This window comes from Thiomonas sp. FB-6, assembly GCF_000377645.1.
Classification (GTDB): Bacteria; Pseudomonadota; Gammaproteobacteria; order Burkholderiales; family Burkholderiaceae_C; genus Thiomonas_A.
Genome location: NZ_KB898476.1, coordinates 1 through 21178, shown reverse-complemented (window position 1 = coordinate 21178; position 21178 = coordinate 1). Strand labels below are relative to the sequence as shown.

At 70.9% G+C, this 21178-nt stretch carries 20 protein-coding genes; 10 read left to right on the top strand and 10 right to left on the bottom strand.

The genetic code is table 11. From position 1 onward, the window contains the following. Positions 1-43 precede the first annotated feature (43 nt). The gene (locus D466_RS20975) at positions 44-535 is read left to right on the top strand and encodes a MarR family winged helix-turn-helix transcriptional regulator (protein WP_018913059.1); all 492 of its coding nucleotides are present in this window, start codon (positions 44-46) and stop codon (positions 533-535) included. A 29-nt stretch (positions 536-564) separates the two neighbouring features. Here the strand turns inward: D466_RS20975 and D466_RS0107300 are convergent, their stop codons facing one another. Beyond that, positions 565-1614: an aromatic ring-hydroxylating dioxygenase subunit alpha gene (locus D466_RS0107300; RefSeq protein ID WP_018913058.1), complete on the bottom strand. Its 1050-nt coding sequence runs from the start codon at positions 1612-1614 to the stop codon at positions 565-567. A 133-nt stretch (positions 1615-1747) separates the two neighbouring features. Here D466_RS0107300 and D466_RS0107295 point away from each other — a divergent pair, with 133 nt between their 5' ends. The 3 genes from D466_RS0107295 to D466_RS20970 all read left to right on the top strand — a co-directional run bounded on the left by D466_RS0107295 (position 1748) and on the right by D466_RS20970 (position 3825). Then, positions 1748-2431: a GntR family transcriptional regulator gene (locus tag D466_RS0107295; RefSeq protein ID WP_018913057.1), complete on the top strand. Its 684-nt coding sequence runs from the start codon at positions 1748-1750 to the stop codon at positions 2429-2431. Positions 2432-2450: 19 nt separating this feature from the next. Further along, positions 2451-3422: a PDR/VanB family oxidoreductase gene (locus D466_RS0107290; RefSeq protein ID WP_018913056.1), complete on the top strand. Its 972-nt coding sequence runs from the start codon at positions 2451-2453 to the stop codon at positions 3420-3422. A 184-nt stretch (positions 3423-3606) separates the two neighbouring features. After that, the gene (locus D466_RS20970; protein WP_018913055.1) at positions 3607-3825 is read left to right on the top strand and encodes a hypothetical protein; all 219 of its coding nucleotides are present in this window, start codon (positions 3607-3609) and stop codon (positions 3823-3825) included. 7 nt (positions 3826-3832) lie between these two features. Here the strand turns inward: D466_RS20970 and D466_RS0107280 are convergent, their stop codons facing one another. After that, positions 3833-4708: a 4-hydroxyphenyl-beta-ketoacyl-CoA hydrolase gene (locus D466_RS0107280; RefSeq protein WP_018913054.1), complete on the bottom strand. Its 876-nt coding sequence runs from the start codon at positions 4706-4708 to the stop codon at positions 3833-3835. 171 nt (positions 4709-4879) lie between these two features. On the opposite strand from D466_RS0107280, the gene D466_RS0107275 reads away from it, so the two are divergent. Together D466_RS0107275 and D466_RS0107270 are read left to right on the top strand one after the other, a co-directional pair. Further along, the gene (locus tag D466_RS0107275) at positions 4880-5665 is read left to right on the top strand and encodes a crotonase/enoyl-CoA hydratase family protein (RefSeq protein ID WP_018913053.1); all 786 of its coding nucleotides are present in this window, start codon (positions 4880-4882) and stop codon (positions 5663-5665) included. Between the two features lie 2 nt (positions 5666-5667). Next, positions 5668-7575, top strand: a complete 1908-nt coding sequence (locus D466_RS0107270; protein WP_018913052.1) for a feruloyl-CoA synthase — start codon at positions 5668-5670, stop codon at positions 7573-7575. Positions 7576-7612: 37 nt separating this feature from the next. Here the strand turns inward: D466_RS0107270 and D466_RS0107265 are convergent, their stop codons facing one another. Next, positions 7613-8431 (bottom strand): IclR family transcriptional regulator C-terminal domain-containing protein, encoded by an 819-nt coding sequence (locus tag D466_RS0107265; RefSeq protein WP_018913051.1) that lies wholly within the window; start codon positions 8429-8431, stop codon positions 7613-7615. A gap of 152 nt (positions 8432-8583) precedes the next feature. Here D466_RS0107265 and pobA point away from each other — a divergent pair, with 152 nt between their 5' ends. Together pobA and D466_RS0107255 are read left to right on the top strand one after the other, a co-directional pair. Continuing rightward, positions 8584-9768, top strand: a complete 1185-nt coding sequence (gene pobA, locus D466_RS0107260) for a 4-hydroxybenzoate 3-monooxygenase (protein ID WP_018913050.1) — start codon at positions 8584-8586, stop codon at positions 9766-9768. Positions 9769-9840: 72 nt separating this feature from the next. Next, positions 9841-10188, top strand: coding sequence for a hypothetical protein (locus tag D466_RS0107255; protein WP_018913049.1), 348 nt, complete (start codon positions 9841-9843; stop codon positions 10186-10188). 10 nt (positions 10189-10198) lie between these two features. Here D466_RS0107255 and D466_RS20965 read toward each other — a convergent pair whose 3' ends face one another. The 3 genes from D466_RS20965 to D466_RS0107240 are packed head-to-tail and all read right to left on the bottom strand — an operon-like array spanning position 10199 to position 15821. Then, the gene (locus tag D466_RS20965) at positions 10199-11596 is read right to left on the bottom strand and encodes a TolC family protein (protein ID WP_018913048.1); all 1398 of its coding nucleotides are present in this window, start codon (positions 11594-11596) and stop codon (positions 10199-10201) included. Further along, positions 11593-14727: an efflux RND transporter permease subunit gene (locus tag D466_RS0107245; RefSeq protein WP_018913047.1), complete on the bottom strand. Its 3135-nt coding sequence runs from the start codon at positions 14725-14727 to the stop codon at positions 11593-11595. Before D466_RS0107245 ends, D466_RS20965 begins: the two co-directional genes overlap by 4 nt. Then, positions 14724-15821 carry an efflux RND transporter periplasmic adaptor subunit gene (locus D466_RS0107240; protein ID WP_081629866.1) on the bottom strand — a complete coding sequence of 366 codons (1098 nt, stop codon included), beginning with the start codon at positions 15819-15821 and terminating at the stop codon, positions 14724-14726. The genes D466_RS0107245 and D466_RS0107240 overlap by 4 nt, the downstream gene beginning before the upstream one ends. A 222-nt stretch (positions 15822-16043) precedes the next feature. On the opposite strand from D466_RS0107240, the gene D466_RS0107235 reads away from it, so the two are divergent. Then, complete coding sequence (locus D466_RS0107235) at positions 16044-17222, top strand: iron-containing alcohol dehydrogenase (protein WP_018913045.1); 1179 nt, start codon at positions 16044-16046, stop codon at positions 17220-17222. A 14-nt stretch (positions 17223-17236) separates the two neighbouring features. Beyond that, on the top strand, positions 17237-17692 hold the full coding sequence (locus tag D466_RS0107230; protein WP_018913044.1) for a thioesterase family protein: 456 nt from the start codon (positions 17237-17239) through the stop codon (positions 17690-17692). Positions 17693-17710: 18 nt separating this feature from the next. Here the strand turns inward: D466_RS0107230 and D466_RS0107225 are convergent, their stop codons facing one another. From D466_RS0107225 to D466_RS0107210, 4 genes are all read right to left on the bottom strand, one after another. Then, positions 17711-18088 carry a type II toxin-antitoxin system ChpB family toxin gene (locus D466_RS0107225; protein ID WP_038165620.1) on the bottom strand — a complete coding sequence of 126 codons (378 nt, stop codon included), beginning with the start codon at positions 18086-18088 and terminating at the stop codon, positions 17711-17713. Continuing rightward, a complete protein-coding gene (locus tag D466_RS0107220) occupies positions 18049-18300 on the bottom strand; it encodes an AbrB/MazE/SpoVT family DNA-binding domain-containing protein (RefSeq protein ID WP_018913042.1) in 252 nt (83 codons plus the stop codon). The genes D466_RS0107225 and D466_RS0107220 overlap by 40 nt, the downstream gene beginning before the upstream one ends. A 452-nt stretch (positions 18301-18752) precedes the next feature. Beyond that, on the bottom strand, positions 18753-19868 hold the full coding sequence (locus D466_RS0107215) for an IS110 family transposase (protein WP_018913041.1): 1116 nt from the start codon (positions 19866-19868) through the stop codon (positions 18753-18755). Positions 19869-20145: 277 nt separating this feature from the next. Next, positions 20146-21108: an IS5 family transposase gene (locus D466_RS0107210; RefSeq protein WP_018913040.1), complete on the bottom strand. Its 963-nt coding sequence runs from the start codon at positions 21106-21108 to the stop codon at positions 20146-20148. Positions 21109-21178: the final 70 nt, after the last annotated feature.

The following is a 21178-nucleotide window of genomic DNA, read 5'->3' as shown; positions in this document are numbered from 1 at the left end:
GGGGGGCTGCTAAAGTGGCCCGGCTACGTTCCGGCCGCCGTCCATGAGCTCAGATACCACCGCACCGCATCCGTCCGCGCGCCGCGGCGCCTCCGCCGCCGGGCTCGACCAGGCGGTGCTCGGGCACGTGCTGGGCTACCAGCTGGCGCGTGCCTCCATCCACACGCGCGCGGCCTTCCAGCGCGCGATCGGTGAGCCGCTGCGCCTGCGCCCGGTGGAATTCACCATCCTGCAACTGCTGCGCCACAACCTCCGCGCCACGCAGAAGCAGCTGGCGCGCGCGCTGGCCATCACCGCCCCGGGCATGACCGTGCTGCTCGACCGCCTGGAGACGCGCGGGCTGATCCGGCGCGAGCGCAACGAGCACGACAAGCGCTCGGTGTTCGTGTGCCTCGACCAGGCCGGCGAGGATCTGGCGGAAGCCTCCATGCGCGCATCGCGCGACATGGAGATCGAGGTGCTGCACGGCCTGTCGGCCGGCGAGCGCCTGATGCTGTTCGAGCTGCTGGACCGGGTCGCCCGCGGTCCGCGCTGAGCCCGCGCGGCCCCGGCGCGAGCGCGGACTCAGGCTCCGACCGCTTCCCCCGCGGCCTGCTCGGCGGCGATCAGGCGCTCGATGATGCGCCGCGACTGCACGCCGCCGGCATCGATGTTGAGCTTGAGCAGCGAGCGCTGCGGCTGGGCGCTGAGGTTGCGCTGCTGGCGCTCGAGCATCTCGCGGTCCTCGGAGAAGATGCGGCCCTGGCCCTCGCGGATGCTCGCGGTCAGTTCGGCGTCGCCCGGCTTGAAATGGCGCGCCATGCCCCAGAAATACCAATGCGTGGTCTCGGTCTCGGGGGTGATGAAGTCCACCACGATGCTCGAGGCCTTGTAGCGCGCATCGGCCTCGTAGCCGCCGTGGCCGGCCAGGGCCACGCCGACCTCGATCATCACGTGGCTGGGCGGCGTGAAGCGGCAGATCTGCCAGCGGTCGCAGGGCTGGTCGTCGGGCAGTTCGTTGGCGCGCAGCGCCGCCGCCCAGAAGGGCGGGGCCTGGATACCCTGCATGTGCCGGCTGGTCATCACCGCGTCGCCGTCGGCCTGGGTCTGCGGCACCGATTCCTCGATCTCGCGCTGGCCGATGCTGCCGGCGTGCACGTAGGTCTCGTGGGTCAGGTCCATCAGGTTGTCGATCATCAGCCGGTAGTCGCAGCCGATGTGATACAGACCGCCGCCATAGGCCCACTCGGGGCTTTGCAGCCAGTCGAATCGCGGCACCTTGGCCTCGTCGGCCAGCTCCGGCCGGCCGGGCCAGATCCAGATGAATCCGTAGCGCTCGACCACGGGGAAGCTGCGCACCGAGGGGAAGCCCCGCACGCGCTGGCAGGGCATGGCGCACACACGGCCGTCGGCGCCCATCTCCAGCCCGTGGTAGCCGCACACCAGGCGCCCGTCGCGCACGAAACCCAGCGACAGCGGCGCGCCGCGGTGGGGGCAGAAGTCCTCGACGGCGGCCGCGCGGCCCTGCGCGTCGCGGAACAGGGCCACCGCGTGGCCGCACAGCGTGCGCCCCAGCGGCTTGCCATCGATCTCGTCGGGCGTGCACGCGACGTACCAGGCGTTCTGCACGAACATGGTTGGAATCCTCCGTGAAAACCCCGAGACATCTCGCCCCAGGAATGCTTGGTGATTGGATCCAAAGTCGACCATAATCCGGCTGAAAGGTCAAAAGGGTAAGCCCCAGATCGTCAAATTGGATCCAATGTCCATGAGCCAGGACTCCGTCCACATCCTCAGCACCCTGCGCCGCCTGATCTCCGAGGGGCGCTACGCGCCCGGCGAACGCATGGCGGAAATTCCCGTGGCCGCGCAGCTCGGGGTGTCGCGCACCCCGGTGCGCCTGGCCTTTCGTACGTTGGAGCAGGAAGGCCTGCTGGAGAAGGCCGGAGCGCGCGGCTACGTGGTGCGGCGCTTTTCCGAGCAGGACGTGATGGGCGGGCTGGAGGTGCGCGGCGTGCTCGAGGGCCTGGCCGCTCGGCGCCTGGGCGAGCAGGGCCTGCCGCAGGCCACGCGCCAGCTGCTGCGCGACTGCGTGGAGCAGGGCGCGCGCCTGCTGGCCGCGGGCGAGCTGAGCCCGGCCGCCATCGCCGGCTGGAGCGAGATCAACGCCCGCTTCCACCACGCCATCATCGACGCCAGCGAAAGCCGCGCCATCGCCGACGCCATCGCCCGCAACGACCATCTGCCCTTCGCGTCGTCCGACTCCATCATCATCGACACCTCGCGCCTGGCGCAGGAGTACGAGAAGCTGCGCGTCGCGCAGCTGCAGCATTCCCTGGTGCTCGATGCGCTGCTCGCCGGCGAGGCCGCGCGCGCCGAGATGCTGATGCGCGAGCACGCCTACATCGGCCTGCGCTACGGCCGCCTGCTCGGCCTGCACACTCCCGTCTGAACCCCATCCGCCCCCATCCATGAGCCATCCCGAAGCCGACATCACCCTGCGCCTGAGCGCCAAGCGCGTGGACGCCGAGGACATCTGCGCCCTCGAGCTGCGTCACCCCGAGGGAGGCGCGCTGCCGCCCTTCAGCGCCGGCGCCCACATCGACCTGCACCTGGGCGAGGGGTTGGTGCGCCAGTACTCGCTGGCCGGCGATCCCGCCGACACTTCGCGCTACCTGCTGGGCGTGCTGCGCGAGCCGGCCTCGCGCGGCGGCTCGCTGGCCGTGCACGAGCGGCTGCGCGAGGGCGACTTGCTCGGCGCCAGCCTGCCGCGCAACCACTTCCCGCTGCATGCCCAGGCGCCGCACAGCCTGCTGCTGGCCGGGGGCATCGGCATCACGCCCTTGCTGAGCATGGCCGAGCAGTTGCAGCGCGAGGGGCGGGAGTTCGAACTGCATTACTGCACGCGCTCGGCCGCTCGCACGGCCTTCGCCCAGCGCCTGCGCGAGGCCGCCTGGGCACGGCGGGTGCACCTGCACCACGACGACGGGCCGGCGGCCCAGCGCCTGGACCTGGCCGGCCTGCTGGGCGGCGCCCCCGCGGGCACCCACCTGTACGTGTGCGGCCCGCGCGGCTTCATCGACTGGGTGCTGCAAAGCGGGCGCGACGCCGGCTGGGACGACTCGCGCCTGCACCGGGAATACTTCGCCGCGGCCGAGGACACCCCGTCCGCCGGCGGCGCCTTCGAGGTCGAACTCGCGTCCAGCGGCCGCGTGGTGCGCGTGGAGCCGGCGCAGACCATCGTGCAGGCGCTGGCCGCCGCGGGAATCGACCTGCCCACCTCCTGCGAGCAGGGCGTGTGCGGCACCTGCCTGACCCGCGTGCTCTCCGGCACGCCCGAGCACCGCGATTCCTACCTCACCGACGAGGAGCGCGCCCGCAACGACCAGATGCTTCCCTGCTGCTCCCGCGCCCTCAGCCCGCGGCTGGTGCTGGATCTGTAGGCGCATGCGGGCAACGCGCGGAGCCGGGCGCATCCGTTGGCGCGAAGGCCGTACTGTCTGCAGGGCCGCGGGCTTCGTCCAGAATCGGGGGGGAAACCTTCGTGCGAGCCGCCTGTCTGACCGTCTGGTGCGGAGTTCGCCCTGGCAGCGTGCGGCGCGACGAAGTCAAGGACTTCACGAGATCATGACGGACTGGATCTTGCTGGTGGGGATGCTGGGGGCCGCGTCGGTGCTCTTGGTCAATCTCGCTGATGCCCCTCCCATCGACTATTGGGATCTGGACGGCGAAGAGCCGGTGCCCAGGACATCTTTCGGTTTCCTGAAGAGCGGATTCGCGCGCTGGGCAGCGATCGTCGTGTTCGCGCTGTGCGTCGGCACGCATTTCTTCCAGCGGGCGGGGTGAGGCCCGCTCAAGCAGGCTTCGTACCCAGGCCCAGCAGGCGCATGGCATTGGTCTTCAGGATGGGCTCGTGCACTTCGGGGCGGAAGCCCGCCTGCTCGAAATCCTTCATCCAGCGCTCGGGGGTGATCAGCGGGAAGTCCGAGCCGAACAGCACCCGGTCCTTCAGCAGGGTGTTGGCGTACTGCACCAGTTGCTGCGGGAAATAGCGCGGGCTCCAGCCCGACAGGTCCAGCCATACGTTGGGCTTGTGCATGGCCACCGACAGGGCCTCGTCCTGCCAGGGCCACGAGGGGTGGGCGATGACGATCTGCATGTCGGGGAAGTCGATGGCCACGTCGTCCAGGTGCATGGGGTTGGAGTACTCCAGGCGCAGGCCGCCGCCGCAGCGCATGCCGCTGCCGATGCCCGAGTGTCCGCTGTGGAAGATCGCCGGCAGCTTGTACTCGTTGATCACCTCGTAGATGGGCCAGGCCATGCGGTCGTAGGGATGGAAGCCCTGCACCGTGGGGTGGAACTTGAAGCCCTTGACCCCGTATTCCTCGATCAGGCGCCGCGCCTCGCGCGCTCCCATGCGGCCCTTGTGCGGGTCGATGCTGGCGAAGGCGATGAGAATGTCCGGGTTGTCGCGCGCGGCCGCGGCGATCTCCTCGTTGGGGATGCGCCGGCGCCCGAGCTGGGTCTCGGCGTCCACCGTGAACATCACCAGGCCGATGCGCTTGTCACGGTAGTAGGCGACGGTCTCCTCGATGGTCGGGCGCCGCGCCGAGCGGAAGTACTTGTCGGCCGCGCGGTCGTACTCCTCGCCATAGTTGTCGAAGGGGTTCCAGCAGGAGACCTCGGCGTGGGTGTGCACGTCGATGGCGATCAGTTCGTCGGGATTCATGAGCGGCTCCAGGCGGCGCGAGCTTGGCAGTAAAAAGTTCAGAAGTGCAAATAATAGACCCGGAAGCTCGCGCGTGAGATGTCTGTGGAAGCGCGGTGATCAGGGTTTTCCCGAGCAGAATGCACCGAAGATAGTTACTACTATGAAGTTTTAAGAGAACCCAAGACCGCCATGGCCAGCTCCGAACCCCTGCTTCACGTCACCCACCCCGAGCCGGGGATCGCGCATATCGAGCTCGACCGGCAGGCCAAGCGCAACGCCATCAGCGACGACCTGATCGCCGCCATCGACCGAGCCTTCGCCGCCTTGTCCACCGAGGTGCGCGCGGTGGTGCTGTCCGCGCGCGGACAGCACTTCTGCGCCGGGCTGGACTTGTCGGAGCTCAGCGAGCGCACCGTCGCCGAGGGGATCTGGCATTCGCGTTCCTGGCACGCCGCCTTCGAACGCGTGCAGTTCGGCCGCGCGCCGGTGGTCGCGGTGCTGCACGGCGCCGTGGTCGGCGGCGGGCTGGAGCTGGCGGCCTCGGCGCATATTCGCGTGGCCGAGCCCAACGCCATCTTCGGGCTGCCCGAAGGCCAGCGCGGCCTGTTCGTCGGCGGCGGCGGCTCCTCGCGCATCCCGCAGCTCATCGGTCATGCGCGCATGACCGACATGATGCTCACCGGGCGCGTGCTCGACGCCGACGAGGCGCTGGCCGCCGGCCTGGTGCAGTACAAGGTCGGCGCCGGGGAGGGCCTGGACAAGGGCTTCGCGCTGGCGCGGCGCATCGCCGCCAACGCGCCGCTGTCGAACTTCGCGGTGCAGCATGCCTTGCCGCGCATCGCCGGCATGCCCCAGGCCGAGGGCCTGTTCGTCGAATCGCTGATGGCGGCCATCGCACAGGGCGACGACGCGGCCAAGCAGCGCCTGCAGGACTTTCTCGCCGGACGCGCCGCCAAGGTGCGCAAGGAGGCCTGAGCATGGATAGCACCGCCACCGCCACCGCCGCCACCAACCCGTCGGGCACCTCGCGGGCCGTGCGCCGCCGCGCTGCGGCGCGGGCCTGCAGCATCGGCGGTTGCGTGCGCACCGAGCTGCAACGCCGAGCCGACGGCACCATGGTGCTGCGTTCGCCCGAGCCCCTGGGCGAGTACCCGCAACGCCTGACCGACCGCCTGGAACACTGGGCCCGGGTGGCGCCGCAGCGCGTGTTCGCGGCGCGCCGGGGGGCCGACGGCCAGTGGGTGCGCATCGACTACGCGCAGATGCTGGATCGGGCGCGGCGCATCGCCACGGCGCTGCTGGCGCGTGGCCTCGACGCCGAGCACCCCATCCTGGTGCTGGGGGAGAACAGCCTGGAACAGCTGCAACTGGCGCTGGGCGCGATGCTGGCGGGGATTCCGCACGCCCCCGTGTCGCCCGCCTATGCGCTGGTGTCGCGCGACTACGCCAAGCTGCGCCACGTGGTGCAGACCCTGACCCCCGGGCTGGTGTTCGCCAGCGACGCCGCCTACGAGCCGGCGCTGCGCGCGGTGATCGAGCCCGGCGTGGAAGTGCTGCTGGCCCGCGGCGCGCTGCAGGCGCGCGCCAGCACGGGGTTCGAGACCCTGCTGCAGGCGCAGCCGCTGGACCTGCGCCACACCCGCGAGAAGGTGGGGCCCGACACCATCGCCAAGTTCCTGTTCACCTCGGGCTCGACCCGCAACCCGAAGGGCGTGGTCAACACCCAGCGCATGCTGTGCGCCAACCAGCAGATGATCCTGCAGGCCATGCCCTTCCTGGGGGAGCAGCCGCCCGTGCTGGTCGACTGGCTTCCCTGGAACCACACCTTCGGGGGCAACCACAACGTGGGCATCGCGCTGTACAACGGCGGCACGCTGTACATCGACGACGGCAAGCCGACGCCGCAGGGCATCGGCGAGACCCTGCGCAACCTGCGGGAGATCGCGCCCACCGTGTACTTCAACGTTCCCAAGGGCTTCGAGGAGATCGCCTCGGCCATGCGCGAGGACGCGGGCCTGCGCGAGCGGCTGTTCTCGCAGGTGCGGGCCTTTTTCTTCGCCGGAGCCGGCCTGTCGCAGGCCGTGTGGGACGAACTCGACGCTCTGGGCGAGGCCGAGGTGGGCGAGCGCATCTGCATGCTCACCGGCCTGGGCATGACCGAGACCGCGCCGTCGTCCATGTTCGCGCTGGGGCCCGAGGTCGAATCCGGGCACATCGGGCTGCCCGTGCCGGGGGTGGAGCTCAAGCTGGTTCCCGTGGACGGCAAGCTGGAGGTTCGCTTCCGCGGCCCCAACGTGATGCCGGGCTACTGGCGCGCGCCCGAACAGAGCGCCGAAGCCTTCGACGAGGAGGGCTACTACCGCACCGGCGACGCCGCGCGTTTCGTCGACCCCGAGGACCCGCAGCGCGGCCTGCGCTTCGACGGCCGCATCGCCGAGGACTTCAAGCTTTCCAGCGGCACCTTCGTGAGCTGCGGACCGCTGCGCGCGCGCATCGCCCAGCTCGGCGCGCCTTGCGTGTTCGACGCCGTGCTGACCGCGCCCGACCGCGACGAGCTGGGCGCGCTGATCGTGCCGCGCCTGGACGAATGCCGCGCGCTGGCGGCGCTGCCCGCCGGCAGCGGCGCGCAGGAGGTGCTCGCGCATCCGGCGGTACGCGCTTTTTTCCAGGAACTGGTGGACGCGTTGTGGGCGCAGGGCACCGGCAGTGCCAACCGCGTGGCGCGCGCCTGCGTGCTCGCCGAGGCGCCGTCGCTGGACCGCGGCGAGATCACCGACAAGGGATCGATCAACCAGCGCGCGGTGCTGCAGCACCGCGCGGATCTGGTGGAGGCGCTGTATCGCGGCGACGCGCCGGGCCTGCTGCTGCCGCGCGCGAAGAGCTGAGCGCCGCGCGGGCGCGCGCCGCCTGCGCGGACTGGCGTCAGACCAGCGGCCGCAGCTCGTGGGCGGCTTGCTGCAGCAAAGGCAGCAACTCCCGCTGCATGAGCTCGGCGCCGAGCCTGCGCGGCGAGCTGACCACGTTGAGCGCGGCCACCGTGGCCCCCGCGGCGTTGCGCACCGGCACGGCCAGCGCATGCACCCCGAGTTCGTGCTCCTCGCTGGCCAGGCACCAGTCCTGGCGGCGCACCTGCTCGATGGCCTCGCGCAGCGCGCGCGGCTCGGTGCGGGTCAGTGGGGTCAGGCGCGCGAAGGCGCGCCCCTTCATCCAGGCCGCGAGCTGGGCGCGTGACAGCGCGGCCAGCAGCACCCGGCCGGTGGAGGTGGCATGCGCCGGCAGGCGCGCGCCCAGGTGCACGCCGTAGGCGATGATGCGCTCCGCGCCGGACTCGGCGCTGCCGCGGTCGGCGCCGCTGCGCGCGACGATGACCACCTCGTCGCGGTCCAGCACCACGCCGGAGAAGGCCTGCCGGGCCTGCAGCGCGAGGCGATTGAGCGTGGGCTGGATGGCGCGCGGCAGGCGCGCCGAGGCGAGGTAGCTGCCCGAGAAGCGCAGCACCTTGCTGGACAGCCAGAAGTAGCTGCCGTCGCTCTCCAGATAGCCCAGATGGGCCAGCGTGAGCAGGTGCCGGCGCGCCGCCGCCCGCGTGATGCCGGCGCGCTCGGCGGTCAGCGTGGCGTTGAGGCGCTGGCGCTCGGTGTCGAAGCTCTCGAGCACGGCCATGCCCTTGGCCATGCCTTCGATGAAATCGGCGTGGGCGATGGCCGGGCGGCTCGGATCGGGGCGGGCGGGGGCGGGCATGGGCGGGGCGGCCGGGCGGGGGCGAGCGAAGTTGCGCGATGATCGCACATTTTGCGCATCCATCGCGCAAAGAGCGACGCTGCCCTCTGCGAAACGAGGCCGTGCGGGCTTAGAGTTTCCGGATCAGCGATATGTGAATACGGAGACTCCTCATGCGAACCCAAGTCGCCATCATCGGCGCCGGACCGTCCGGGCTGTTGCTGGGCCAGTTGCTGCACAAGGCCGGCGTGGATGCGGTGATCATCGAGCGCCAGAGCGCCGAGTACGTGTTGTCGCGCATCCGCGCCGGCATCCTGGAGCAGGTCACCGCCGACCTGCTCGACGAAGCGGGCGTTGGCGAGCGCATGCATCAGGAGGGTCTGGTGCATGGCGGCTTCGACCTGCTGTGGCACAACCAGCGCAACCGCATCGACCTGGAGCGGCTGACGGGCGGCAAGAAGGTGATCTGCTACGGCCAGACCGAGGTGACCCGCGACCTGATGGAGGCGCGGCAGGCGGCCGGCCTGCCCAGCTACTACTCGGCCTCCGAGGTCGCGGTGCACGACTTCGACAGCGCCAGGCCCAGCGTGAGTTTCGTGCACGAGGGCGTGCGCCACACCCTGGAGTGCGATTTCATCGCCGGTTGCGACGGCTTCCACGGCGTGTGCCGCGCCAGCGTCCCGCGCGCGGCGATCCGCGAGTTCGAGCGGGTCTACCCCTTCGGCTGGCTGGGCCTGCTGTCCGACACTCCGCCGGTGCACCATGAACTCATCTACATCAACAGCCCGCGCGGCTTCGCCCTGTGCTCGCAGCGCTCGCTGACCCGCAGCCGTTACTACGTGCAGGTGCCGCTGAGCGAGAAGGTGGAGAACTGGAGCGATGAGCGCTTCTGGAACGAGTTGCGCGCGCGCCTGGACGAGCCGGCGCGCGAGAGCCTGGTCACCGGCCCGTCGCTGGAAAAGAGCATCGCGCCGCTGCGCAGTTTCGTCACCGAGCCGCTGCGCTTCGGGCGCATGTTCCTCGCCGGCGATGCCGGGCACATCGTGCCGCCCACGGGCGCCAAGGGGCTGAACCTGGCGGCCAGCGACGTGAAATACCTGTCGGCGGCCTTCATCGAGTACTACTCCGAGCACAGCGAGGCCGGGCTCGACGGCTACTCGGCGCGCTGCCTTAAGCGCATCTGGCGCGGCGAGCGCTTTTCCTGGTGGTTCACGCAGCTCATGCACGAGTTCCCCGAGCAGGGCGAGATCCACGCGCGCTTCCAGGAGGCCGAGCTGGAGTACCTGCTGCACTCGGAAGCCGGCCAGCGCACCATCGCCGAGAACTACGTGGGCCTGCCGCTGGACTTCGGGTCCTGAATCCGGGGCCTGCATCGCGCGGGGCGCGTGCCAGGCGGGCCCGCGGCGAGTCGGCGGTGCGACAATCGCCGCATGAAGCCCGGCTCCCGCCCCCGCGCATGCGCGCTCGTCGCCTTGCTGGCCTGCGCCGCCGCGGCGCCGGCCGCGCGGGCCGCGCTGGGGGGGCCGCCGAACTGCCAGCGTTTCGGGCTGATCGCCTCCACGCTGCAGGCCGATTTCCTCGCCGGGCGCAGTTTCCAGGACGCGCAGGCCGACGGCATGCGCCTGCTCGGCCCCGAGCATCCGCGCCAGTCGCAGATCCTGCAGCGCCTGGCGCGCACCATCTACGAAAGCCCCGACAGCCGCAGGTTCAGTCCGCCGGCGCGCGCGCAGCAGGTGCAGATGCAATGCCTGCAAGCCCTGCGGGCGCAAGGGCGCTGAGCCGCGATCCTCAGGGCCGCGCGGGCTCCGGCGCGGGCTGCGGGTCCAGCAGGCCTTCGTGCAGGCGCAGCAGCGCGCTCGCGCGGGCCGCGTCGAAGCGCGCCTGCAGCGCCTGCATCTGCACGTCGAGCGCGTTGCGCCGCGCCAGCAGCCATTCGGAGGCGCCGACCTCGCCCAGTTCCCAGGCCCGCTGCGTGCGCTCGGCCGCGGCTTGCTGGCGCTGCGCGGCCAGCATCAGGGCCTGCGCGGCGCCGGCCTGGGCCTGGCCCTGCGCGAGCAGGCTGCGCGTCTGCTCCCGTACCCGCATGCCTTGCTCCTGCAGGCGCCAGCGCGCGGCTTCGAGGTCGGCCAGCGCGGCGCGTTCTCCCGCCGCGCGCGCCGCGCCGCCGATGGGAATCTGCACCTGGAGCCCGACGATGCGCTCGCGCCCGCCACGGTCCGAGCCGAGGTAGGCGCCCACCGTGGGCTGGGGCGTGCGCGCAGCGCGCGCCTGTTCGGCCTGGGCCTCGGCCTGACGCACGGCGCCACGCGCCTGCGCCAGCACCGCGCTGTGATCCAGCATGCGCTCGCGTAGCGCCTCGGAGTCCTCGGGGACCTCGCGAAGCATGGCGGCGCTGGCCGGATCGCCCTGCAGCGCGGGGTCGGCGGCCAGCAGCGGCCAGCGCGCCTGCAGCGCCGCGCGCTGGCTGGCGGCACGTCCTTCGGCCAGCAAGGCCGCGGCGTCCGCGCGGGCCTGTTCGGCAGCCACCAGGTCGAGTTCCAGGCGGCTGGCGTCTCCCAGTTGCTGGCGGCGCTGAACCATGCCGGCCTGGCGGTCCAGCGCCTGCGCGGAGGCGCGGGCGAGGCGGGCGTCGGCGCCGGCCAGCTGCGCGTCGAACCATGCGCGCAGCAACTGGTCCAGCCATTCGCGCCGGCTGCCGGACAGCAGCTGGCGGGCCTGGGCGGAATTGGCCTCGGCCAGTTGGCGGTCCGCCTGCGCCTGCGAGGGCAGGCGCAGCGGGCGGTTGAGTTGAAGCTGCCATTCGGTGTAGCGCCCGTTGTCCGGTGCTTCGTCCACGCGGCGCTGCTGGACCTGGGCCTGGGCCGTGAACTCCTGCGGGCCGATGCGCAGCGCGTCCGCTCGGGCATCGGCGGCGTCGCGCAGTGCGCGCGCTTCCGCCAGCGAGGGAGCCTGCGCGAGCAGGGCGCGCAGCAGGCCGGCGCGCGGCAGCGTGGGCTGCGCGAGCTGCTGCCACGCCGAGGGGCCCGGGGCCGCCGATGGGGCGGCGGACGGGGCGGCGGGGGAGGACGCGCCTTGGGGCGCGGACGGGGTGCCCGTCGCCTCCACGGCGCCGGTCGCCGAGGCCGTGGCGCAGGGCCATACGCCCAGGCAGGCGGCCGCCAGCACGAGGCCTTGCAGGGAGTTCATGCCGAATCCTCCGAGGGCGTGGCGGCGGCGTCCCGCGCGATCGCGGGCAGGCCGAAGCGCGCGAACAGCAGCGGCAGCAGCACCAGGGTCAGCACCGTGGAACTGAGCAGGCCGCCGACCACCACCACGGCCAGGGGTTTCTGGATCTCCGAGCCGGGGCCGCTGGCCGACAGCAGCGGGATCAGGCCCAGCGCGGTGATGCCGGCGGTCATCATGACCGGCCGCAGGCGGCGCATCGAGCCCTCGCGCACGGCCTGCGCCAGCGGCATTCCACGCTGCAGCAGTTCGTTGAAGTGGCTGACCAGCACCACGCCGTTGAGCACGGCGATGCCCAGCAGCGCGATGAAGCCCACCGAGGCCGGAACCGACATGTATTCCCCGCTGAGCCATAGCGCCAGCACCCCGCCCACCAGCGCGAAGGGGATGTTGGCGAACACCAGCACCGATTGGCGCAGCGAGCCGAAGGTGGTCATCAGCAGCACGAAAATCAGCCCCAGCGCCAGCGGCACCACCAGCCCCAGGCGGGCAGCGGCGCGTTGCTGGTTCTCGAACTGGCCGCCCCATTGCAGGCGAACCCCTTCGGGCAGCTTGACGCGGGCCGCGACCGCGCGCCGGGCCTCGTCGACAAAGCCCACCAGGTCGCGTCCTCCCACGTTGGCCTGCACGGTCGCGAAACGGCTGCCGTCCTCGTGCGTGACCAGCACCGGCCCCAGCGTGGGCCGCAGGCGCGCCAGGTAGGACAGCGGCCAGCTGCGCCCGTCGGGCCCGGTGATGCGCAGGTCCGCGAAACCCTGCGGCTGCTCGCGCAGCTGCGCGTCGCCGCGCAGCAGCAGCGGGGTGCGGCGCACGCCTTCGAGCACCACGCCGAGCTGCTGGCCCTCGACCAGCGCGCGCAGGTCGCGCTGCAGGGTCTCCACGTCGAAGCCGGCGCGGCCGGCGGCCAGGCGGTCGACATCCACCGTCAGGTATTGCACGCCCTCGGTGCGCGCGGCCAGCACCTCCTGCGCGCCGGGCAGGCCGCGCAGCACCTGGGCGACCTGCTGCGCCAGCACGCCCAATTGCTGCAGGTCGGGCCCGAAAATCTTCACCACCAGGTCGCCGCGGGAGCCGGTGAGCATTTCCGATACACGCATCTCGATGGGCTGCGTGAAGGTGTAGTCGACGCCGGGGAAGCGCTGCATCACCTTGCGGATCGCCTCGATCACGCTGGCCTTGTCGCCGCGCCATTCGGAGGCCGGCTTGAGCACCAGGAAGGTGTCGGTCTCGTTCAGGCCCATGGGGTCCAGGCCCAGATCGTCCGAGCCGCTGCGGGCGATGATGGCGCGGATCTCCGGAACCTGCTGCAGCAGCGCGCGTTGCACCCGCAGGTCCAGCGCCGCGGTGGCGCCCAGGCCCACCGAGGGCAGTTTCTGCAATTGCAGGATGATGTCCCCTTCGTCCAGCGTGGGCATGAAGGTCTTGCCCACGCGGGTGTAGGCGAAGCCCGCCGCCAGCAGCGAGGCCAGCGCGAGCACCACCACCGTGCGCGCATGCGCGAAGCTCCAGTCGAGCACCCGCGCGTAGCCGGCCGAGAGCTTGCGCACCAGCCAGGGATCGGCGTGCGCGGTGCGGCGCAGCAGCATCGAGGCCAGTACCGGCACCGTGGTCAACGCGATGAGCAGCGAGGCCGCGAGCGCGAACACGATGGTCAGCGCCACCGGCCGGAACAGCTTGCCCTCCAGCCCCTGCAGCGACAGCAGCGGCAGGAACACGATGCCGATGATCGCCACCCCCGACAGCACCGGCCCCGCCACCTCCGAGACGGCGCGCAGCACGCGCGCCAGACGGTCGCTGGTGGCCGCGCCGGCGTCGCCCGCCGAGGCGCGCGCGGGGTCGTGGCTCATGTGGTTCACCAGGTTCTCCACCACCACCACCGCGGCGTCGACCAGCATGCCCAGCGCGATGGCCAGGCCGCCCAGGCTCATCAGGTTGGCCGACAGTCCAGCCCAGCGCATCAGCACGAAGGTGGCCAGCGCCGACAGCGGCAGCGTGACGGCCACCACCAGCGCCGCGCGCCAGTTGCCGAGGAAGGCCAGCAACATCACCACCACCAGCACCACGGCCTCGGCCAGCGCGCGCATCACCGTGCCCACCGCGCGCCCGACCAGCTGGCTGCGGTCGTAGAACACGCGCAGCGTCATGCCCTGGGGCAGGCGCGGCTCGACCTCGGCCAGGCGCGCGCGTACCCCCGCGATCACCTTGGAGGCATTGGCGCCGCGCAGCGCCAGCACGATGCCCTCGACCGCCTCGCCCTTGCCGTCCTCGGTGACGATGCCGTAGCGCGTGCTGGAGGCCACGCGCACCTCGGCCACGTTGCCCACGCGCACCACGCCGCCGCCGGCGCCGCGCGCGGCGATCACCGTGTCGCGGATGTCGGCCGCGTCGCGAAAGGCCCCCTGCACGCGCACGATGCGGGTTTCCTCGCCCTCGTCGAGGCGGCCGGCGCCGTCGTTGCTGTTGTTGGTGCTCAGGGCCGCGCGCAAGGCCTCCAGCCCCACCCCTTGCGCGGCCATGCGCGCCGGATCGGGCACGACCTCGAACACGCGCTGGTCGCCGCCCAGCATGTTCACGTCGGCCACTCCGGGCACCGTGCGCAGGGCCGGGCGCAACTGCCATTGCAGAGCGCTGCGCTTTTGCGCCAGGCTGGCGGGGCCCTCCACGGTAAACATGAACACGTCCGACAGGGGCGTGGTGATGGGGGCCAGGCCGCCCTGGGCGGAGGCGGGAAGATCCGCGCGCACGTTGGCCAGGGCCTCGGCCACCTGCTGGCGCGCCCAGTACACGTCGGTGCCTTCCTCGAAGTCCACCGTGACGTCGGCGATGCCGTACTTGGAAATGGAGCGCACGGTGCGCTTGCGCGCGATGCCCAGAACTTCCTGCTCGATGGGCAGCACCACGCGGGTCTCCACCTCCTCCGGGGTCATGCCCGGCGCCTTCATGATCACCTTGACCTGGGGCGAGGACACGTCGGGAAAGGCGTCGACGGGCAGCGCGCGCCAGGCCAGCAGGCCGGCGACGGCCAGCGCCAGCGTCGCTCCCAGCGTGACCAGGCGCTGGCGCAGCGCGGCGTGGGTGAGGGCGTGCAGGATCATGGCTTGCCGCCCGCGCTCGCCTTGAGCGCGGCCACGCCGCTGACGGCGACCTGCGCTCCCGCCCGCAGCGGGCCCTCGACGATCACCATGTCCGCCAGGCGTGCCACCACGCGCACCGGCACCACGCGAAAGCCCGGGGCCTGCTCGACCAGCACGGAGTCACGCCCGCCGATGGAACTCAGCGCCGATGGCGGCACCGCGAACAGGCCGGCGCGCGCCGGCAGGTGTACGCGTGCCCGGACCAGGGCGCCCGCGCGCAGGCCGGCCGGCTCGCTCAGGCGCGCCCGCAGCACCACCTGCTGCCCGGGCGTCAGCGCCGGCGCCACGGCCAGCAACACGCCGCGGGCGGCACTGCCCTCGATGTCCACCTGTGCGCCGGCGCGCAGCGCGGCAGCCTGCTCGGCGCTGGCGTCCATCTCCAGGGCCAGCTGATGGCCGGCCAGCAGGTGGAACAGCGGCGCGCCGGCGTCCACCCGCTGTCCGGGCAGGGCCTGCGCCTGGGCCACCATGCCGTCGATGGGCGCCAGCAGGCGCAGCCGGCCGTTCAGTCCGGTGTCGGCGCCGCGCAGGCGCAGGGCCAGGCGGCGTTCGCGCAGCAAGGCGGCGGCCTGGCCTTCGCGCGCTGCCGCGGCCTGAGCGCGCGAGGCCGGGATGATGCCCTCGGCCAGCAGCGTGGCGTCGCGGCGGCTCTGCTGGCGCGCCAGGTCGTACTGGATGCGCGCGTCGTCGGCGTCGCGCTGCAATTGCGCGACCTCGGCGCTTTGCATCTCGGCCAGCGGCTGGCCGCGACGCACCGCGTCGCCGGCCGCGGCGTCGACCCGCGTGATCACGCCGGCCGCCGGCGCGGCGATCAGCGCCTGCGCCTGCGCCGGCACCACCACCCGCGCGGGCAGGCTCAGGGCCGCGGAGTCCGCGGCGCGCACTTCGGCCACGCGCACGCCGAGGGCGGTGCGTTGCGCCGCATCCACCGCGATCACGTCCTGCGCGGGTGCCGGCGGCGCGGCCCGGGCCGCGAACCCGGGCAGCGCCAGCAGCAAGGCGAGGGCGAAGCGTGCCCCTGCGGGGCCGCGTACGGGTGGGATTCGGCGATGCATGGCGTTCTCCGGGCGGCCGGCGCCTGCATCCATGCAGCTGCCGGCGGCTTGTGCGGGTTTGTTATCAGGGAAAATCCTAATCCTGGATACAAACCGAAACATTGCAACGCATCAAGCTTCGGAGCTTCGCCGCTGCCGCCGCACCCGGGCTTCGCGCCACCAGCGCGCGTTAGCATGCGAAGACCCGGGCGCCGACAGCGCCCGACCGACGGAGACAGCAGCATGCAGGCCACCCCTTCCGCGCAGGATTACGCCTTCCAGACGGTTGCGCACGTCGAGGCCGGCGCCGGCGCCTGTTCCCGCCTGGGCGAACTCGCGGCGCGCTACGCGCCCGGCGCGCGCACGGCCATGCTGGTCACCGACGCCGGGGTGCGCAAGGCCGGGCTGCTCGAGCCGGCGCTGCAGGCGCTGCGCGCGGCCGGCCTGCAGGCGCAGGTGTTCGACGGCGTGCAGGCCGATCCACCCGATCACGTGGCCCTGTTCGCCTGCACGCAGGCGCGGGAGGCGCGGGCGGGCCTGGTGATCGGCTTCGGCGGCGGCAGCAGCATGGACGTGGCCAAGATCGTGGCCTGCCTGGCCCATCCGGAGAACCGCCTGGAGTTGCCGCAGCTGTACGGCGTGGAATCCGTGCGCGCGCAGCGGCTTCCCTTGCTGCAGGTGCCGACCACGGCGGGCACCGGCTCCGAGGTGACCCGTGTGGCCATCGTCACGACGGGGGCGACGACCAAGTCGGGCATCGTCAATGCCGCGCTGCTGGCCGACGCGGTGCTGCTCGACGCCGAGCTCACCCGGGGATTGCCGCCGGCGGTCACCGCAGCCACCGGCATCGACGCCATGGTGCACGCCATCGAGGCCTACACCAGCGCGCGCCGCAAGAACCCGATGTCGGACATGCTGGCGCGCGAGGCGCTGCGCCTGCTCGGGGGCAGCCTGCTGCGCGCGGTCGACGACGGCGGGGACCTGCGCGCGCGTGAGGACATGCTGCGCGGCGCGATGCTGGCCGGCATGGCCTTCGACAACGCGCCGGTGGCCGCGGTGCACGCGCTGGCCTACCCGCTGGGCGGCATCCACCACCTGCCGCACGGACTGAGCAACGCGCTGGTGCTGCCCCACGTGCTGCGCTTCAACCAGCCAGCGGCCGGGGAGCTCTACGCGGAACTTGCGCAGGTGTTGCTGCCGCGGGCCGAGCCGGGGGATGCCGGCGCGCACCAGATGATCGAGCACATGGCGGGGCTGGGCGCGCGCAGCGGGTTGCCCACGCGGCTGCGTGATTGCGGGGTCGAATCCGGCGGCCTGGCGCTGCTGGCGCGCGAGGCCATGGGCCAGCAGCGCCTGCTGCAGAACAACCCGCGCCCGCTGAACGAGGCCGACGCGCTGGCCATCTACCAGGCCGCCTTCTGAGCAGGCGCGCCGCCATGCCCGCGCCGCCCACGCCCCAACAGGCCGTCCCCGAGTTCCCCCACCGAGCGCGCCTGAGCACGCGCTGGGGCGACAACGACGTCTACGGCCACGTCAACAACGCCGTGTACTACCAGTACTTCGACAGCGTGATCAACGCCTACCTGATCGAGCGCGGGGGGCTGGACATCCACGCGGGCGACACGGTGGGCTTCATCGTGCGCTCCGAGTGCGACTACCTGGCGCCGGTGGCCTATCCCGGCGAACTGGAAGTGGGCCTGGGGGTCGAGCGCCTGGGCAACTCCTCGGTCACCTACCGCCTGGGCCTGTTCGACCCGCGCGCGGCGCAGCCCTCGCAGCCCTGCGCGCTGGCCCGCATGGTGCACGTGTTCGTGCGCCGCGCCGATTCGCGCCCGGTGAGCCTGCCGGCGCCGCTGCGCGAAGCGCTGCAGAGGCTGCTCATCGCGGCTTGACGCTTCCCGGCGGCGAGCTCACTCGAGCAATGCGCCCAGGCGCCCCAAGGCGTCGTCGATCACGGCCTTCGGCACGGTTTCAATCCTGCGGGCCTTTCGAGCCGCGAGGTCCGGCATGCGGATCTTGTTGAGCAGGGCGACGCCCTGCGTCTTGCAGACGCTGCCCGTCAGCGGCACCGCAAAACCGGCGTAGCGGGCGAAGTCTCCGCCTTGCGTGATCGGCGCGACCAGCACATCGCCCAGCCGGTTGAAGGCCTTGGTCGTGAGGACCAGTGCAGCGCGCGTGCCTCGTTGCTCGTGTCCGAGCACGGGGTCGAGCGGCACGCTGACGATGTCGCCGCGATCGAACTCCGGCTTCACCACACTTCCTGCCCGATCGGGCGCGCCTGCTCCCATCGCGCGAGGTCCGCGGGCTCTGACGCGCTCGGGTCACATTGGGCGATGAGATCCGCCAGTACGTATTTGCGCTTGGGGGTCAGCACGATGCTGCCGTCGGCCGTGGTGCTCAGAGCCATGACCTGACCGACGCCGATGCGCAGGTCCTTCAGCACCGGGGGCGGGAGAACCAGCGCGGTGCTGTTTCCCATGCGTTTCAGGACGACTTCCATGAGGCATACCCTTGCAGGCTCCTAGAAGCCTGGGCGGCAGAGGCCGAGCCTGCTGCAATTCGCCAGGGCCGGTCCATTCCGGCGTCGACTCGTCGCCCATAGTGCCCACTATGGGCTCCTCGCCGCCCCCGAACTGTCCTCGCCCCTGACGAATTTCGCGACGGCTCCCTCTGCCGCCCAGGCTCCTCATATGGTCGCCGCTGTCAATCGCGTCAGCGCATAGGTGATGGCCGGTGATGGGTTTCAGGATCGATCGGGTGATGCGACACGAGCGTTGCAGCGACGATGAATCAGACTCATATCCGCGGATTGGTTACCAGCACTTCATCGATTCGTCGCGGGCCTGCCTCGCTCTAGAGTCGGGGATCAGCCTTGCGGTGCCCTGGTAGGAGCCTCGAGGATTGCCCTGTCGGTGCTCGTGTGGCATCGCCCGATCGATCCCGGGCCTGTGTTCAGGCCGCCTCCTTCTCGCGTTGCGCGTGCATGCCGATTGCCCAGACGAAGCCCGCCAGTTCGCGAGCAACGGCCACGCAGATCTTGTTGGCCTGAAGGCCCCGCTTGTGCAGAGCGGCGTAGCGACTGGTCAGTCGTAGCTGCCCTTTCCAGGCCATTGTGCGGATCGCCTCAGACAGGCCTTGCTGACGTTCGTTGAGGTCCCTGCCAACCCTGGCCTTGAATCGGTAGTTCCAGGCCGACTCGACCAGCAACCTGCGCGCATGGCCATTGCCCGTCTTGGTGATGCTTCCTCGCTTCGTGCGCTCACCGCTGGAGTGCTCCGAGGGCACCAGACCCAGGTAACCCATGAGTTTGCGCGGGTGCTCGAAGCGACTCAGGTCACCGATCTCCGCGACCAAGCCGATCGCGGTGACCGCAGCCACCCCGCGTAATGCCTGCAAGGCTTCGACGACCGGCCCGAAGCGCCAACCTGCAATCGACGCCTGCAGCGCCTTCGTCAATCGCTCCACGCGCTCGTCCGCAGCCTTCACCGCTTGCCAATACTCGGTGAAGGCCGTTTGCATGGCCGCCGACTCGAAGCTCTGCCTGGCCAGCCAGGCATCGTGGGTAAGGCACCAGGATGTCTTCCCGCCATAACGTCGGTCGTGACGCAGCAGGAAGCCCTTGAGCTGTTGACGCATCTGCGTGCGGTTCTTGACAGCATCCTCGCGTGCCCGTGACAGGTCGCGGATCGCCTCGTCTTCCGGATCGGGAATCCACACAGGCGTCAGCGCCCCGGCACGTGAGTACTCGGCCAGATCCAGGCTGTCGCGGGCGTCGGTCTTGACCCGCTGGCCCGGCTGCCGAGGCGTCCTCGACGGCGCAATGACCTCGCACGCATAGCCCCTCGCAGTCAACGCCCGCTGCAACCCGTAGCCCGTCGGGCCAGCCTCGTAGACGATGTGCAGTCCATCAGCCGTGCCCAGCTTGGCCAGCACCTTCAGCAGCTTGGGAACGTCATGCACCACCTTGCCAACCAACCGAGCCTTGTCTCGCCCGGGCTCGGCCGCAGCCACCGTGATGCTGTCCTTATGAACGTCCAAACCCACGTGAATCTTGGTACCCTTTTCCATGGTCGGTCTCCTGTTTGCTGATGGCGCATGCCACAGCATGTAGCTCTACGCGCCTCGGCGCGCAACCTACGATGTTGGGGACCGGCCATCTGCCCTCGAGCGGCGACCATGATGTCTAGGGATGCTGTCCAAAATCAGCTGAGCGCCGAGGCAACGGAACGATGAAAGCCACGAGATGATTCCCGTCAGTGATTTCGCACGGAGCGCCGGCCGCGATGGGCTCCGCAGCGGTCGTTTCGACCCTGCAGGAGGCCGTTTTCGCGAACGGCGGACGCACTCATCCCTGCGCCGCCATCAGATGTCGCCGTGCCATCCAGAGGTTGGACAGCGCGAACAGCGTGTGCAGCTGTGCGGTGTTCTTCGCCAGGCCGCGGTAGCGCACCTTGACGTGGCCGAACTGGCGCTTGATCACGCGGAACGGGTGTTCGACCTTGGCGCGGATGCGCGCCTTGACGTGTTCCATCTCCTCGGCGATGGCATCCTTCGGACTCGTCACGTCAAGCAGCCTGCGCAGCCCGGGGCGCAGCGCGACATGCCAGCGCGTGCGAATGTCCTGGGTGTCGTCTCGCTTCTCGACGCCCTGGTAGCCGGCATCGGCGAAGACATCTGCTTCCTCGCCATGTACCAGCGCGTGCGCCTGGGTGACGTCATTGACGTTGGCCGATGTGCCCACCACCGTGTGCACCAAGCCACTGTCGGCGTCGACGCCGATGTGGCACTTCATTCCGAAGTACCACTGGTTGCCCTTCTTGGTCTGGTGCATCTCTGGGTCGCGCGTGCCGGTGTTGTTCTTCGTCGAACTGGGAGCTGCGATCAGCGAGGCATCGACCGCCGTGCCTTCCTTGAGCATCAGCCCCTTGGCGGCCAACGTCGCGTTCACAGCTTCAAGCATCTTCGGCGCCAGGTCGTGCTGTTCCAACAGGTGCCGAAAGCGCAGGATGCTCACACGATCAGGCAGTCGCGCCATGCTGCCAAGACCAGCAAACTGGCGGTACAGCGGGACGTCGAACAAAGCCTCTTCCATCGCCATGTCCGACAGGCCAAACCACTGCTGCAGGAAGTGAATGCGCAGCATCATCTCGGCGCCGAACGGCGGCCGGCCTCGCTCCTTGCGCGGCGCGTGCGGCTCGATCAGCGCAAGCAACTGCGCCCACGGCACCACGCGATTCATCTCGTCGAGGAACTTGCCCTTGCGGGTCTTACGGCTGGTCAGGTCCAGCCCGAGGTCGGCTTGCTTCATGCCCTCATTGTCTTGTCGGACGCTGCCCGCCGCCAGGGTCGCAATGGCCATTTTTGAACACCATCCCTAG

Bases quoted from the DNA above. Each gene is read 5' to 3' on its own strand.
- D466_RS0107300 (WP_018913058.1), bottom strand. From the start codon at position 1,614: ATGTTCGTGCAGAACGCCTGGTACGTCGCGTGCACGCCCGACGAGATC.
- D466_RS0107225 (WP_038165620.1), bottom strand. From the start codon at position 18,088: ATGGGAGCAGGCGCGCCCGATCGGGCAGGAAGTGTGGTGAAGCCGGAG.
- pobA (WP_018913050.1), top strand. From the start codon at position 8,584: ATGCGAACCCAAGTCGCCATCATCGGCGCCGGACCGTCCGGGCTGTTG.
- D466_RS0107290 (WP_018913056.1), top strand. From the start codon at position 2,451: ATGAGCCATCCCGAAGCCGACATCACCCTGCGCCTGAGCGCCAAGCGC.
- D466_RS0107235 (WP_018913045.1), top strand. From the start codon at position 16,044: ATGCAGGCCACCCCTTCCGCGCAGGATTACGCCTTCCAGACGGTTGCG.
- D466_RS0107265 (WP_018913051.1), bottom strand. From the start codon at position 8,431: ATGCCCGCCCCCGCCCGCCCCGATCCGAGCCGCCCGGCCATCGCCCAC.
- D466_RS20965 (WP_018913048.1), bottom strand. From the start codon at position 11,596: ATGAACTCCCTGCAAGGCCTCGTGCTGGCGGCCGCCTGCCTGGGCGTA.
- D466_RS0107295 (WP_018913057.1), top strand. From the start codon at position 1,748: ATGAGCCAGGACTCCGTCCACATCCTCAGCACCCTGCGCCGCCTGATC.
- D466_RS0107230 (WP_018913044.1), top strand. From the start codon at position 17,237: ATGCCCGCGCCGCCCACGCCCCAACAGGCCGTCCCCGAGTTCCCCCAC.
- D466_RS0107215 (WP_018913041.1), bottom strand. From the start codon at position 19,868: ATGGAAAAGGGTACCAAGATTCACGTGGGTTTGGACGTTCATAAGGAC.
- D466_RS0107210 (WP_018913040.1), bottom strand. From the start codon at position 21,108: ATGAAGCAAGCCGACCTCGGGCTGGACCTGACCAGCCGTAAGACCCGC.
- D466_RS0107255 (WP_018913049.1), top strand. From the start codon at position 9,841: ATGAAGCCCGGCTCCCGCCCCCGCGCATGCGCGCTCGTCGCCTTGCTG.
- D466_RS0107280 (WP_018913054.1), bottom strand. From the start codon at position 4,708: ATGAATCCCGACGAACTGATCGCCATCGACGTGCACACCCACGCCGAG.
- D466_RS0107245 (WP_018913047.1), bottom strand. From the start codon at position 14,727: ATGATCCTGCACGCCCTCACCCACGCCGCGCTGCGCCAGCGCCTGGTC.
- D466_RS20970 (WP_018913055.1), top strand. From the start codon at position 3,607: ATGACGGACTGGATCTTGCTGGTGGGGATGCTGGGGGCCGCGTCGGTG.
- D466_RS20975 (WP_018913059.1), top strand. From the start codon at position 44: ATGAGCTCAGATACCACCGCACCGCATCCGTCCGCGCGCCGCGGCGCC.
- D466_RS0107240 (WP_081629866.1), bottom strand. From the start codon at position 15,821: ATGCATCGCCGAATCCCACCCGTACGCGGCCCCGCAGGGGCACGCTTC.
- D466_RS0107270 (WP_018913052.1), top strand. From the start codon at position 5,668: ATGGATAGCACCGCCACCGCCACCGCCGCCACCAACCCGTCGGGCACC.
- D466_RS0107220 (WP_018913042.1), bottom strand. From the start codon at position 18,300: ATGGAAGTCGTCCTGAAACGCATGGGAAACAGCACCGCGCTGGTTCTC.
- D466_RS0107275 (WP_018913053.1), top strand. From the start codon at position 4,880: ATGGCCAGCTCCGAACCCCTGCTTCACGTCACCCACCCCGAGCCGGGG.